Source organism: Grimontia sedimenti, from assembly GCF_011045095.1.
In the GTDB taxonomy this organism is placed as follows: domain Bacteria; phylum Pseudomonadota; class Gammaproteobacteria; order Enterobacterales; family Vibrionaceae; genus Enterovibrio; species Enterovibrio sedimenti.
Genome location: NZ_JAALDL010000004.1, coordinates 292,598 through 305,241, shown reverse-complemented (window position 1 = coordinate 305,241; position 12,644 = coordinate 292,598). Strand labels below are relative to the sequence as shown.

Annotated in this window: 11 protein-coding genes and 1 other RNA gene; 3 read left to right on the top strand and 9 right to left on the bottom strand. The window is 47.3% G+C overall.

What is annotated here, in order from left to right; translation table 11 throughout:
* The 5 genes from G5S52_RS08390 to smpB form a co-directional block, all read right to left on the bottom strand.
* Nucleotides 1–831 carry a hypothetical protein gene (locus G5S52_RS08390; protein WP_165012713.1) on the bottom strand — a complete coding sequence of 277 codons (831 nt, stop codon included), beginning with the start codon at nucleotides 829–831 and terminating at the stop codon, nucleotides 1–3.
* A complete protein-coding gene (locus G5S52_RS23630; protein WP_205743823.1) occupies nucleotides 828–1,736 on the bottom strand; it encodes a hypothetical protein in 909 nt (302 codons plus the stop codon). The genes G5S52_RS08390 and G5S52_RS23630 overlap by 4 nt, the downstream gene beginning before the upstream one ends.
* Nucleotides 1,715–2,797 carry a hypothetical protein gene (locus G5S52_RS08380; protein WP_165012711.1) on the bottom strand — a complete coding sequence of 361 codons (1,083 nt, stop codon included), beginning with the start codon at nucleotides 2,795–2,797 and terminating at the stop codon, nucleotides 1,715–1,717. The genes G5S52_RS23630 and G5S52_RS08380 overlap by 22 nt, the downstream gene beginning before the upstream one ends.
* Nucleotides 2,798–3,020: 223 nt before the next feature.
* Nucleotides 3,021–3,388, bottom strand: a transfer-messenger RNA (tmRNA) gene (ssrA, locus tag G5S52_RS08375).
* Nucleotides 3,389–3,434: 46 nt separating this feature from the next.
* Nucleotides 3,435–3,920 carry an SsrA-binding protein SmpB gene (gene smpB, locus G5S52_RS08370; protein WP_002536901.1) on the bottom strand — a complete coding sequence of 162 codons (486 nt, stop codon included), beginning with the start codon at nucleotides 3,918–3,920 and terminating at the stop codon, nucleotides 3,435–3,437.
* Between the two features lie 206 nt (nucleotides 3,921–4,126).
* Between smpB and G5S52_RS08365 the strand changes: the two genes are divergently transcribed.
* Nucleotides 4,127–4,558: an SRPBCC family protein gene (locus G5S52_RS08365; protein WP_002536903.1), complete on the top strand. Its 432-nt coding sequence runs from the start codon at nucleotides 4,127–4,129 to the stop codon at nucleotides 4,556–4,558.
* Complete coding sequence (locus G5S52_RS08360) at nucleotides 4,551–4,901, top strand: RnfH family protein (protein WP_002536904.1); 351 nt, start codon at nucleotides 4,551–4,553, stop codon at nucleotides 4,899–4,901. The genes G5S52_RS08365 and G5S52_RS08360 overlap by 8 nt, the downstream gene beginning before the upstream one ends.
* A gap of 141 nt (nucleotides 4,902–5,042) precedes the next feature.
* On the opposite strand, the gene G5S52_RS08355 is transcribed toward G5S52_RS08360, so the two are convergent.
* The 4 genes from G5S52_RS08355 to G5S52_RS08340 form a co-directional block, all read right to left on the bottom strand.
* Complete coding sequence (locus G5S52_RS08355; RefSeq protein WP_165012709.1) at nucleotides 5,043–8,117, bottom strand: M66 family metalloprotease; 3,075 nt, start codon at nucleotides 8,115–8,117, stop codon at nucleotides 5,043–5,045.
* A gap of 271 nt (nucleotides 8,118–8,388) precedes the next feature.
* Nucleotides 8,389–9,213 (bottom strand): polyphosphate kinase 2, encoded by an 825-nt coding sequence (gene ppk2, locus G5S52_RS08350; RefSeq protein ID WP_165012707.1) that lies wholly within the window; start codon nucleotides 9,211–9,213, stop codon nucleotides 8,389–8,391.
* An 86-nt stretch (nucleotides 9,214–9,299) separates the two neighbouring features.
* Nucleotides 9,300–10,034 carry a copper homeostasis protein CutC gene (locus tag G5S52_RS08345; RefSeq protein WP_165012705.1) on the bottom strand — a complete coding sequence of 245 codons (735 nt, stop codon included), beginning with the start codon at nucleotides 10,032–10,034 and terminating at the stop codon, nucleotides 9,300–9,302.
* Nucleotides 10,035–10,639: 605 nt separating this feature from the next.
* Nucleotides 10,640–11,242: a peroxiredoxin C gene (locus G5S52_RS08340; RefSeq protein ID WP_062660567.1), complete on the bottom strand. Its 603-nt coding sequence runs from the start codon at nucleotides 11,240–11,242 to the stop codon at nucleotides 10,640–10,642.
* A 129-nt stretch (nucleotides 11,243–11,371) separates the two neighbouring features.
* Here G5S52_RS08340 and G5S52_RS08335 point away from each other — a divergent pair, with 129 nt between their 5' ends.
* Nucleotides 11,372–12,268 (top strand): hydrogen peroxide-inducible genes activator, encoded by an 897-nt coding sequence (locus tag G5S52_RS08335; RefSeq protein ID WP_046304055.1) that lies wholly within the window; start codon nucleotides 11,372–11,374, stop codon nucleotides 12,266–12,268.
* Nucleotides 12,269–12,644 lie beyond the last annotated feature (376 nt).

Here is a 12,644-nt window from a genome sequence, read left to right as displayed (position 1 = left end):
CTATACTATCTCCATATTTTTCAATATTCTACTTAAAGGGTTTTTCAGTATCTTCTGAGCATCTCTTAATGGGTTGATAGATTCAAAATCAATATCAAGGCTTTCACATTTCATCTTGAATATGGGATACCATGACCTTTCTTCATAGATTGTGGGCTCTTCAGCAATTTGCCACAGTGCTTCCATAACCGCAGGAAGATAAATGCTATTCAGTAGAATATCTTTACCTCTCCGAGTGCTTCTAAGCTCTGTTATACTATTTAATGTCTCTCTATTGACTCTTATGTCAATTTTATCTGAGTTTAGATCAACTAATATTTCATTATCTTCAATAGCATCATGAGCTGAGAAAATGAATATGGTTTCAGTAGCTTGTAGCTTTGCAGGAATTGATTTAAATCTACTTTCAGTTGAAAATGCAAGTATGCTTCCTTTATCTAACTTCCAGTCTTCATCAGATAGTTCAGGGTGTAAGTTTTGGTTGATATATGGATGTATATCAACTGCTGAATAAACTATTGCACGAATTGTAACAAGTCCTCGGAAGTTCTCAGGTTTGAAGTTGAATTTTCCATTTGTTACTCGAGATAATATTTTTATATCATGCGAGTCTGTAATGTAAGTGTCTTTGCAGGATAGGAAAATGCTACATTTTGCTTGTCCGGATATTATGGATTTAAGTAGTGTTTCTTCTGTTAACGTCAATAAGAAGCTTATCTCGCAATTACGAGTATTTACAGAGAAACTAGCATCAAACTCACCTGAGATATAGTCATTTGAATACTTCTGAAGCACTGGGTGTGGAAATGTTGAAGTATCTTTTATTTTCATTTTACTTCTCCACCTTTGGCTAATGATCTCATTGATATAGGGCCATTATAGTCAGTTGATAATTCAACATTAACAGTGACTCTTTCATTTTTACTTACTTTGATTATAAATCCATTTTCCCTAGTCTCTATTTCATTAGAAGAAATTCCATAAGCTCTAGCTATACTTAGCTTTTCTTCACTTTGAATTCCAACTGCAGAAAGAGTAATATATGCTAAACCTGATTCTTGAGCTGTCATTAGAAGTCTATAACTACCAAGCTTGGCATTTCTTATTAATCTGAAATCTTTAACAATGGCATCAATCTTTCGATTATTCTTACTATCATTACCATTGTTTTCATGATTATTACCACTCCCTTCTGAGCTAGCGGTGCCAGAGCCAGAGCCAGAGCCAGAGCCAGAGCCAGAGCCAGAGCCAGAGCCAGAGCTAGGCTCATTCCCATTCCCAGGTATATATGAACCACCGTTCTCTTTTATGCCAGATCTGGATCTTTTTATTGTTTTTGCTCTTTTTAATCTATAGTCTTCTGGTACAAATTTTGTTACAGCGGGATGATCCTCAAGATCATCTTTCCCATCGAAAATGGGTAACTCTTCTCCTGTTGAAAAGAAATCTGCAAGCTCATCTATTAGCTCTTTTTCTTTTGGGGATGTATAAGCTTTGGATTTAAGTATTTCTCTAACAGTTCGTCCTAGATCATTCATGGAGCTTTTTAGAATATTACGTTTACTAGGATCTGTTACACGCTCAGCAGAAAGTTCATCATGTTTAGGATTTTCAAGAACTTTTAAATTTGAACTGCTTTCTATTGATATTGGTTCTAGTAAAGCAGTAAAGCTTTTAAAAGAGTTGAAGTTTAATAGCTTGTCTTTAAAGTTCTTCAGGTTTGATGTGATAAACATTCCATTACGAAGAATATGTACTTTTTTGATGCCTCATCGTCTAGTAATATTCTTAGATTAAACTTACCTAGGTTTTTAATTTCAAACTGTAGATTATCTGATAAATCAGAGCTTAGGCATTTATAGATTTGTCTTGCCACTTCTAAATCTACAGCAATACCAGATCTTTCTGCTATGATCTCCAAATCAGAAGAAAAAATCAAATTACTAATACTCTCGCGGTTAACTATATATTCGTTATTAATATTGAACTCCATTTCTCCATTATATATGGCTGAAGTGAAGTTGTTTATTAAAGAAATGACGATTTTATCTTCCCACCTATCAGAGTCTTCAAAAAATAAAGAAAAAATAGTGGTGCCTTGTTCTTCTTTATGTAACCACTTTGGTAACAACTCTATATTTTCAATTGCTTTATACTGATCCTCTCCCCAATAACCAGTAGCACTCTTGGGCTCATGGTTTAAACAGTGAGAAATTAGAAGTGATTTACCCTGAAAATAAAATTTCTCCTCAGAGTTAGATAAGTATTTAGTTGAATAAAATACTGTTCTTCCCTGAGATACCGCATAAACTGCATTTTTCCCAATGCCATGAGAGCCTCCCGAAGATATATCATCTCCTTTCTGGCTGACTCCACGGGATTTAACTAAGCTATGAAACGGAGTTCCTTCCTCACACGGGCCATGTAGCCCTTTTGTATTTATATCTTCTATTTTTAGAATTTTTACCGATTCTTTTTTCAGTAAATTAGAGAGGTTATAAAAAAAGTCTATAGCTTTAGGATCTTTACGAGAATAAGAAGTTTCAAGGCATTGCTCTACTGTGTTAATAAACTCATTTATTCCTGGAATTTCTGACTTTTCAACTTCTAGGATATCGAAGGTAATTCGTACTGGGCAAGACACGTTTGGGCTCTTTGCATCTCGGCTGTTTTGACCGATTTCTCTCGCTAAACTAATAAAAGGTGAGTCGAGAAATGTCTCTATGCCAGCATCACCAAGACCTTCACTTTCCCCTGCGAAATTTGGAGTGCAGCAGAACTTTACTTCATTCAACATGTTTACCTCTAGCTTTGATCGAATTGGAGGCAGGTTCTTTCTGATAGCTTTCGATTTTATCAGTAATGCCTAAAATACAGTACATTCAACGTTTATTTTTGTGATATTCCCGAGTTGCTTAGCAAATGTGATTTGAGCTAGATAGTAGTAAGCTTCTTATTGGAGTTAAAAATGAGACACAAAAAAGCGCCAACCCTTTCGAGTTGGCGCTTTCCCAAACGTTTGGTGGAGCTGGCGGGAGTTGAACCCGCGTCCAAAATCAGTCTAACTAATGGCGCTACATGCTTAGTCTATCTTTAATCTCGTCAGTGTGCTGCGAATAGACACGCTACAAAAAGACATACCGAAATTCTATTTCGCGGTTCAGCTCTTCGGTCAAAGCTTCCCTCGCTATCCTGATTGGGTTTGACTGCCCTGATTCCCCGTCCTACAGGCGGAGGCTAGGGAGGGCAGGCTCTGAGCAGGTTATTAAGCTGCTAGTGCGTAGTTTTCGTCGTTTGCGACTATTTTTTTGCGGCTTTTTACGAGGCCAACCGCCCCTCGGCATGCTCCACGAGCCTTCTTGATCCTGTCGAATCCTGAATCAGCCCCGGAATGTGGACGCAGATACTAGCATAACATGCTGCTGCGTCAACGATTATCTGGTTGAGTGCTTCATGATTCGCGCTTTGTCGCGCTGCCAATCGCGATCTTTGGAAGCATCACGCTTGTCATGAAGTTTTTTACCTTTCGCCAGACCAATCTTAAGTTTAGCCCACGACTGTTTCCAGTACATGGAAAGCGCGATAACCGTGTAACCTTCGCGGTTCACTTTACCAATCAAGTTGTCGAGTTCACGACGCTTGAGCAGCAGTTTTCGCACGCGTGTTGGGTCTGCCACTACGTGTGTAGAAGCAACGTTCAGCGGAGTGATGGTCGCGCCAGACATGAAAGCTTCACCATTGCGGAAGAACACGTAGCTCTCGCTGATGTTGGCTTTGCCTGCACGGAGTGATTTCACTTCCCAGCCTTGTAGCTCTAGCCCTACCTCAATATCGTCTTCGATGAAGTATTCGTGGCGAGCCTGGCGGTTCTGAGCAATCGTGTTGCTGCCCGCCTTATTCTTTGCGTTTTTCTTTACCATAATGGCGGCATTATACGTAGTGGTTATGGTGGGCGAAACAAGTTTTTATCGGATTTTCAGGCGCCCGGCCCCATAAACCGTCGATGGCGATGTTTCCGGGTGTCCCTGTTCGTTGCCGTTTGTGCGGTTTGGAGGCACGTTGAAGGAATTTGGGGAAAAATACGGTCTGGTGATATGATGCCGGAATCGACCTGAGAGGAGACGCTATGCCGCGTATTACCCGTTCTGCGTTGGTGCCGTATAGTGCAGAGCAGATGTTTGAACTTGTTAATGATGTTGAAGCTTACCCTTCATTTTTGCCGGGGTGTGCCGGTTCGCGCGTGCTGGAAGCCAATGACAGTGCGATGACCGCGTCGGTGGATGTGTCGAAAGCCGGTATCCGCAAAACCTTTACCACGCGCAATTTGCTGGTAAACGGTCAGCAAATCAAAATGGAACTGGTTGATGGCCCTTTCCGAAAACTGGTGGGTGGCTGGCATTTTACGTCTTTGGATGCGGATGCGTGCAAAATCGAGCTGAATCTGGATTTTGAGTTCACCAACGGTTTGGTGGAAATGGCGTTCGGAAAAGTCTTTAACGAGTTGGCGATGAACATGGTGAAGGCTTTCACCGACAGGGCGAGAGACATTTATGAGTGACGGTAAGTTGCTGCATATTGAAGTGATGTATGCGTTGCCGGATGAGCAGCGTGTGTTTAAGGCGATTGTGACACCAGATACGCCGGTGGAAGAAATCATCAGCCACTCGGGTATTTTGGATGCCTACCCTGAAATCGACCTGAAGAAGAACAAAGTCGGTGTGTTCAGTCGTCTGGTGAAACTGGATGCGACGGTGCATGACGGCGACCGCATTGAAATCTACCGCCCTCTGGTGGCAGACCCGAAAGAAATCCGCCGCCGCCGCGCTGAGCGCATGAAAGCAGAAGGGAAGTCTGACCCGGTCACAGGTGGTAAGGTAAACCCGCTGCGCAAAGGCGAGTAAATCTGCGCTTCGCTTTCGTATACGAATGCGAAGAAGAATGCGGATAAGTATATAGATAAGAACAAAAAGAAAAGCGGTGGTCATTGGCCACCGCTTTTTTGTGTATTGAAGCCCGCACAAGCTAGGATGAGCGGATATTGACTACGATTGGTATGACTTCAACAGGTTCCAGGCATCTTGCCAGAACGGTGTTTTACCCGGTGCGTAGCTTGGGTTGGAGCACCAGCCTGAGTTTGGCCATGGCTTGCATTGGTAAAGCTTGCCGTCCTGACCTTTTACAATGTCACCTTCCTGATAGGCCGCGCCCGGTGTGTAGTTTGGGTATTCACCCGGTGGTGGCGGTGTCACTTCTGGGTCCGGATCGGGTGTTGGCTCTGGGTTAGTACCGCCACAGCTCTCGTCGTCGGTTTGTTTCCAAACGCCCCATTCACCGGTGTTGCCCGGCTCTTCGCCTTTGGTCCACCAGGCGGCCAACCATACTACGCCGTGGTGCGAGACTTTATCGCCGCCCACATACACGCGGTTTTTCTCCCAGCTGGTAATACATGTGGCGCTGGCTTTGACCGTGATGGTGCGGGTGGCTGAGGCTGTCTGGCCTTCGCTGTCGGTGACCTTGTAGCTCAGCAGGTAATCGCCCGGTGTTTGGGTATCGACATCACCGGAAACGCGGATGCTAGCGGTGATGTCGCCATCTTCTTTATCAAACGCGCTCACGCCGTGCAGTGCATCAAAGCTATCGCCCTGTTGCAGGGTCACGTCTGTCACACCTGACAGGGTCGGTGCTTCGCCAAGCTCTGTGGTGACGATGCCTGCTTTGAGTTCCACCGTCGGCGCGGCAATCGCGATATCGGCAAGCAGTTTGTCGTTGCAGTAAAGCTCGGCGCGGTAAGGGTTGAGTGCGGTTTCCACATTCACGTGGAAGCGGTTCATCAAGCCTTCTTTAAGGCGACGGTTGTGCAGGTTGAAGCGTTGGGTGCCGCCTTGTTGGGTGAGCACGTCCAGCTGACACGATGATGCAGTAAAGTTATCGGCATATACTGCGCCATACGCACCGTGCAGGGCGGGGTAGATGTAGCTTGGCAGCGTGTTGTTTGGATCGTAGTAACCCACCAGTGTGGTCACGGCAACGCCCTGTTTTTCAGGAATGCGCGGCACGGTTTTGTCGATGATGTCTTTTTCCACTTCCACCCACTGACCCGCTTCAAAGCGGTAAGCGTATTTGGTGCCGTTCACCAGAAGCTGGGAGCCACTATTAAAGTGAATGTGGGAGTTATAGCCTGCTGATGAGCTGAACACCACCACTTTGCCTTCGAAGCTTTGATCAGTCGGCAGGTAGAAATCACGCGCCCAGTAGCCGTTGCCAGTGTTGATGCGAACAGCGTCTGCGTTCTCGAACAGTTCGTGGAACTTGCTGCTTTCCGCGCCAAACTCGTTCAGTGTGTTGTTGTCGCTGATGGTGACAATGTTAAAGGCGAGATCGTCCTTCACGCTGTTGTCCCATTGCTGCATGGTCTGGCTTTCTGCATCCCATTTGCTGAATCCGGTTGGGGAGGATGGGTCAAAGCTCGCTTTGCCTTCCATAAAATGCTGGAACACGTTCAGCTCGTAAGGCGTGTGCAGTGTGTACTCATTGCCTGCCGGGTGCAGCGGCCAGCCACCTGCCATGGTGCCCCATCCGAAACTGTGTCCGTTGAATGGTTCTGCGCATTCGCCTTCGTAGCAGGACGAACCATTGGTTCGCGCTTTGCTGAGGTTCGGCAGGAAGCGGTTTTCAAACAGATCCCAACCCCAGGTGGAGTTGATATTGGTGGAGCTGTTATGCACCGAGCCTTTGAATCCGCCCAGATAGTGAGCTTCTGCATGGGTGCCTGCGCCGAACTCGTGGCCCACTTCGTGGCTGAATTCATTGCCTGTTGAGCTGACCACTGACGCCACACCGGCATAAGAGCCAAGTAAACCGTGATTGATAATGCCGTCGCTGTAGTTGCCCCGCGAGTTGTTCACTGTCACTTGGGCCGCGTGGTAAGGCGCGCTGATGTTCCATTGGGAACCGTTCATTACGTCATAGCTGTTCACGCCGTAGTTGGCGCTGTTGATCCCTGCGGAAATCAGTTCTCGGGCAATGCGGTAGTGGGAATCACTGCCGTAAGCGTCTGCTTTGCTTGGGTCAACGTCGACCAGAAGGCGGCCATCCGGCAGCATGATTTCTTCTAGATGGATGGGCGCGTATGGATTCACGATAAGCTTGCTGATCTGCACAGACTGGAAGTAGTCGCGGTGCAGTTTCTTATCGGTCATAAAGCGGAATTCACCGCGCGGTGGCGTCAAAAGACCCACATCGACAGCGTTAAGAATCAGTGTGGTGTTAGCACCGACTTTAATGCCTTCGACCACGCCTTCCTGATGGCCATTGCTGAGCGTCAGGCTAAAGCCCGGCTCAATCACTTCTGCGGGCAAAACCGCTGTGTAGGCGTTGTCGCTGTAGGCGAGCTTGCCGTAATCCGCATCAGATTGGGCAAACCATTTACCGCCAACGTTGTTGTAGGTAAAGCGGTTACCAGAAGAAAGCGTATCAGAGCCGTGGGTGTAGTGAATGCGTGAGTTGTATCCGGCCTGTGAGGAGAAGGTGACGATCTTGCCGTCGAGCTCTGCGCCTTCCGGCAGCATAAAGTCGTAGGCAAAGTTGCCGTTGCTGGTGGCGATTTCAAGGGTGTCATGCTCGGTCAGCAGTGCTTTGAAAGCGTCCTTGCCGGATTCATAGGCGATGACATCAATAGCCTGTTGCGACGAGATGCGGTGCGCGTAGGTTTCCGGCACGACAATATCGAGGTCGATATCAATCTGGCCCGCAGGTTTTGGCTGCGCAGAAGGCGGCAGCAGGGTCGTGCGGTGCACTTCGTCACCCTGGCTGTTTTTCACCACCACGGCGATCTCGCTGTTTTTAAGTTCGTCAGTGGCATGAGGTTCTACGATCACCAGTGCTTTACGCAGTGCGACCAGATGAGGCTGGCGATCCCCTTCAATGCCATGGATGGTTGGCATGATCACGCTCTGCGCCATGCTGACGCTGGCAGCCAGCGAACCTTGGGTATCTGAAGGCAAGGATTTCTGGTTGAAGTAAACGGTTTGAGAGCTTGGTGTGCTGGCGAAGGCTGTTGAGCAGCTTGCCCCAGCAAGCAATGCCGGGATCAGGCAGGCTAACTGTTTCTTGTTCATGGTATTTATTCTTTTTGATGGTTGTGATTTGGGGCGGAATATATAGAGGGAAATACCGGGTGAGTGAGCGAGAAAATCCGTTATTTGAAGCAGTCCCTCAATTCAGAATCGTGAACTGGCAGTAAATGCACAGTGGTGACATTTTTATGGCGTAATTACAGTGGTTTACGAAGTTTTGACGCTGTCTGGAAAGGTCGTCTTTGAGGCGTGTTTTCAAGACAAAAAAGCGCAGCTTTTATCAGCTGCGCTTTTGGGTTGGGTGGTGGTTGGCTTATAGCTCTTCGGTGACATCCGGCACGAAGCTTTGGCTTTCGAGTGGCGCACGTACGTAGCCTTCTTTGTTGATCTCCGGCAGATCGATGGTGTCATAACTGATGGCTTCATACGGAATGCTGGAAAGCAGGTGGGAGATGCAGTTCAGGCGCGCACGTTTTTTGTTGTCGGCTTCCACTACCCACCAAGGGGATTCTTTGGTGTCTGTGTAAGCGAACATTTTATCTTTTGCTTCACTGTATTCTTTCCAGCGGCTTCGGGATTCCAAATCCATAGGGCTGAACTTCCAGCGTTTCATTGGGGTATTGATGCGTTCGCTGAAGCGCTTTTCCTGCACTTCATCGGAAACCGAGAACCAGTATTTCAGCAGGATAATGCCGGAGCGCTGCAACATACGCTCGAACTCGGGGCAGGTACGCATGAATTCATCATATTGCTCGTCGGTGCAAAAGCCCATCACGCGCTCAACGCCTGCGCGGTTATACCAGCTTCGGTCAAACAGGACGATTTCGCCCGCAGCAGGAAGGTGCGAAACGTAGCGTTGGAAATACCATTGGGTGCGTTCGCGCTCTGTGGGTTTATCCAGCGCGACAATACGGCAAACGCGTGGGTTGAGCTTTTCGGTAATGCGCTTTATCACGCCGCCTTTACCCGCGGCATCGCGCCCTTCGAAGACGACGACCACTTTCAGGCCTTTGAGTTTGACCCATTCCTGAAGTTTGACGAGTTCCGTCTGTAGCTCAGCGAGTTTGTTCTCGTAGGCTTCGCTGCTGAGTTTCCCTTTCTTCTTTTTCGTTGGCTTGTCTTGTTCTTCGCTCGCCATGTGCCACGTCCTTTTCCTCGGGTTGTCCTGCCACCCTAAAAAAGAAAGGAGGATGATTTCAATCCCCCTTTCGGAAAAGTGCGAGCTTAGCGAGTTAGCGCTGCGAGTGTAGCTTTGATTGTCTCAGGATTGGTGACTGTGATGGCAAAATCGTCACCGTTGCCCATGGTGGCGTTTTCGTTTTTGAAAACCATATGGGATTGGCGGGTGGTTTTGCCGGAAAGGTGAATTTCTGTCACGCCTGTGGCGTCAACGATGCGCTTGGCATTATCCGGCGAAACGCCAGCGCCTGGCATGATTGAAAGGCGACCTTGGGTAAACGTAGCCATCTCTTTCAGCATCTCAATGCCGTCTTCGGCGCGTTTGGCAAGGCCGGAAGTCAGAATGCGTTCTACCTTGTGCGCCATCAGAAATTCCAGTGCATCAAACGGGGCAGAGCAGTGGTCAATCGCTCGGTGGAAAGTGATGCCCATGCCGGAGGCCGCTTTGATCATGTCGCCAACAATCGTCTCATCGATTTTTCCGTCAGCTTGCAGCGCACCAATCACCACGCCGTTAAGGCCTGCCTGTTTCGCGGTGTGAATGTCTTCAAGCATGATTTCCACATCATCACCTGAATAAAGGAAGTCGCCTTCACGGGGACGAATAATGCCGTAAACCGGAATACCCGCCACACGCGCCGCCGCTTTCATGTAACCCGCACTGGCTGTCAGGCCACCCGTTGCTAGCGAACTGCAAAGCTCAATACGCTTCGCCCCTGCACGCTCGGCGATAGGAAGGGATTCAATACTATCAATGCACACTTCAACCAAAACAGACATACAACACTCCTTGGAATTTGAGCTCTCATCATCAAGGAGTTGCATTCGGAATAGAAGATGGAGGCGTGTAAAAGTTTGGTAAAAGTTGGTTAGGAGCAGGAAGAGCAGGGCCTAGGATCCTGGGTCCTAGGAAGAGCAAGAGCAAGAGCGAGAAAGTGCAGAGATGAGATTTGAGATAAGAGAAAGAACAAGAAGGGCAGAAAAAGCAGGAAAGCGAAGATATAGATTAGAGCAATGCGAGAAAATGCGCTGAAAGTTGGGTGTGTCTGGAAATCAATTTAATGACCGAGAGTCCGCTTTTCCTAGGACCTTGTTCCCTAGGATCTAGGACCTTTTAAGTCCGCTTTTCCTAGGACCTCGTCCCCTAGGACCCAGGACCTTTTAAGTTCGCTTTTCCTAGGACCTCGCCCCCTAGGACCCAGGACCTAAATAGTCCCTTTGGAACTCTGAATTTTGGGCTTATACAGAAGGTGGAATAAATCCCAAATTTCCCGGAGCTTAAACAAAAAAGGGCCCGGTGGTCCGGGCCTCATTCTATTTTTATAGCTGACTTTGGCTTTACGCTTACGCGTTAGGGGGAAACTGCGCGAGCAGTTAGCCAAATATTACAGGTCGTCAGAGTGCTCAGACAGGAACGCTGCAACACCTTTAGGAGATGCGTCCATACCTGCTTTGCCTTCTTCCCACTGTGCTGGGCAAACTTCACCGTTCTTCTGGTGGAAGTTCAGTGCGTCAACCATGCGCAGCATTTCGTCGATGTTACGGCCCAGTGGCAGGTCGTTAACAACTTGGTGACGTACCAGACCGTCTTCGTCGATCAGGAAAGAACCACGGAAAGCAACGCCTGCTTCTGGGTGCTCTACGTCGTATGCTTTACAGATTTCGTGCTTAACGTCTGCAACCAATGGGTATTTAACCTGGCCGATACCGCCGTCTTCAACAGCAGTGTTACGCCATGCGTTGTGAGAGAACTGAGAGTCGATAGAAACGCCGATGACTTCAACGCCTTTCTCTTGGAAGTCAGCGTGACGCTTGTCGAAAGCGATCAGCTCAGAAGGACATACGAAAGTGAAGTCCAGTGGGTAGAAGAACAGAACCGCTTTCTTACCTTTGGTGAATTCTTTCAGGTTGAAGTTTTCTACGATTTCACCATTGCCCAGAACTGCTGCTGCAGTGAAGTCTGGGGCTTGACGGCCTACTAGTACCATTTCTCAGCTCCTAAAATGTCTAATTTTCAGGCATGAATGCCTTGATTCATCTATGAACGGGACAAACTATAATGGAACTGCTAGATTGAAAAAAGTGAATTAAATAGATTAGCGTAATCGGAAAAATCGATGACTAAATTCCCTTCTCTCAAACAACTCCATTACTTGGTCACACTGTATGAGACGCGCCATTTCGGTGAGGCGGCCAAACAGTGTTTCGTCAGTCAGTCTACACTAAGTTCCGGCATTCAAAACCTTGAAGACCTGATTGGATCTCAGCTTATTGAGCGCGATAACAAAACACTGGTATTTTCGGCTATCGGTGAAGATGTTGTGTCTCGAAGTCGGGAAATCTTGGCACGTAGTCAAGATTTAATGGAGCTGACACAAGTCAGTGAAAGCCCGATGCAGGGCAAGCTGCGTGTAGGCTGTATTCCCACTATCGCTCCTTTCCTTCTCTGTGACTTGGTGCAGGCAGTGAACCAGCGCTTTCCCGAGCTTGATTTGCTGCTGCGCGAAGACACCACTGCAAATCTGCTCATGGCGCTGAAAAGTGGTGAGATGGATGTGCTGATTCTGGCGCTACCTGTCGAAATCGGCGGCATGCAAAGCCGTATCGTGGGGAAAGACTCGTTTAAGATGGTGCTAAACAGTGCTCAGGCGCAAGGGATCCCTGTTCCTATCCACTATTCTGATCTGCCGGATGAGTCGGTATTTCTGCTGGAGCGTGAACATTGCCTGACAGACCACGCAGTCTCAGCCTGTCAGCTCACAAGCACAGAGAAAATTAACCCGTTTACCGCAACCAGTCTTCATACTTTGGTGCAAATGGTCGCGAATGGGTTGGGTACAACTTTCATTCCCCAAATGGCCATCAATCATGGGCTCATCGAGAATCTCGATTTGGTGGTGATGGAACCACCGGGGCGGGAGGCTTACCGCGAAATTGGGCTGGTGTGGCGTCCTACTTCGAGCCGCAAACCGACCTTTGAAGCACTTGCGGATCTGGTTGAAACTCTCCTTTAAGTACCATAGTGGTACTCAAATCCGGGGAACTTTCATCGTCAACATGCGCATCAAAACACCTAAAACGATGAAATTTCCTCTGGTTTTTCAAGATTCTTTAGCTCTCATTAGGTTTTAGAATAACTTTGGTTATTTATTCTGAATATTGATCTACCGCTAGAATAATATCCTTTTTACACTTTGGTAACTCCCCTGCGCTTCTGAAATTAAATTCTGTCGGTATCCCTACATATTTTTCGCCAATTATTAAGCACTTAAGTTGCATGTTTGTTAGCGGCTGCCAGATGCTTGTGTTGTTAAGCTTTTGTTATAAAAAGATTTTCTGCAGAAATTGATATTCACTGCTACGTTTAAAACATGCGAATTCAATATTCAA

What these genes read in the sequence shown, in the direction of transcription:
- G5S52_RS08390 (WP_165012713.1), bottom strand. Translation starts at nt 831, where the DNA reads ATGAAAATAAAAGATACTTCAACATTTCCACACCCAGTGCTTCAGAAG.
- ppk2 (WP_165012707.1), bottom strand. Translation starts at nt 9,213, where the DNA reads ATGGCGAGCGAAGAACAAGACAAGCCAACGAAAAAGAAGAAAGGGAAA.
- G5S52_RS08365 (WP_002536903.1), top strand. Translation starts at nt 4,127, where the DNA reads ATGCCGCGTATTACCCGTTCTGCGTTGGTGCCGTATAGTGCAGAGCAG.
- G5S52_RS08335 (WP_046304055.1), top strand. Translation starts at nt 11,372, where the DNA reads ATGACTAAATTCCCTTCTCTCAAACAACTCCATTACTTGGTCACACTG.
- G5S52_RS08345 (WP_165012705.1), bottom strand. Translation starts at nt 10,034, where the DNA reads ATGTCTGTTTTGGTTGAAGTGTGCATTGATAGTATTGAATCCCTTCCT.
- G5S52_RS08360 (WP_002536904.1), top strand. Translation starts at nt 4,551, where the DNA reads ATGAGTGACGGTAAGTTGCTGCATATTGAAGTGATGTATGCGTTGCCG.
- G5S52_RS23630 (WP_205743823.1), bottom strand. Translation starts at nt 1,736, where the DNA reads ATGTTTATCACATCAAACCTGAAGAACTTTAAAGACAAGCTATTAAAC.
- G5S52_RS08355 (WP_165012709.1), bottom strand. Translation starts at nt 8,117, where the DNA reads ATGAACAAGAAACAGTTAGCCTGCCTGATCCCGGCATTGCTTGCTGGG.
- G5S52_RS08340 (WP_062660567.1), bottom strand. Translation starts at nt 11,242, where the DNA reads ATGGTACTAGTAGGCCGTCAAGCCCCAGACTTCACTGCAGCAGCAGTT.
- G5S52_RS08380 (WP_165012711.1), bottom strand. Translation starts at nt 2,797, where the DNA reads ATGTTGAATGAAGTAAAGTTCTGCTGCACTCCAAATTTCGCAGGGGAA.
- smpB (WP_002536901.1), bottom strand. Translation starts at nt 3,920, where the DNA reads ATGGTAAAGAAAAACGCAAAGAATAAGGCGGGCAGCAACACGATTGCT.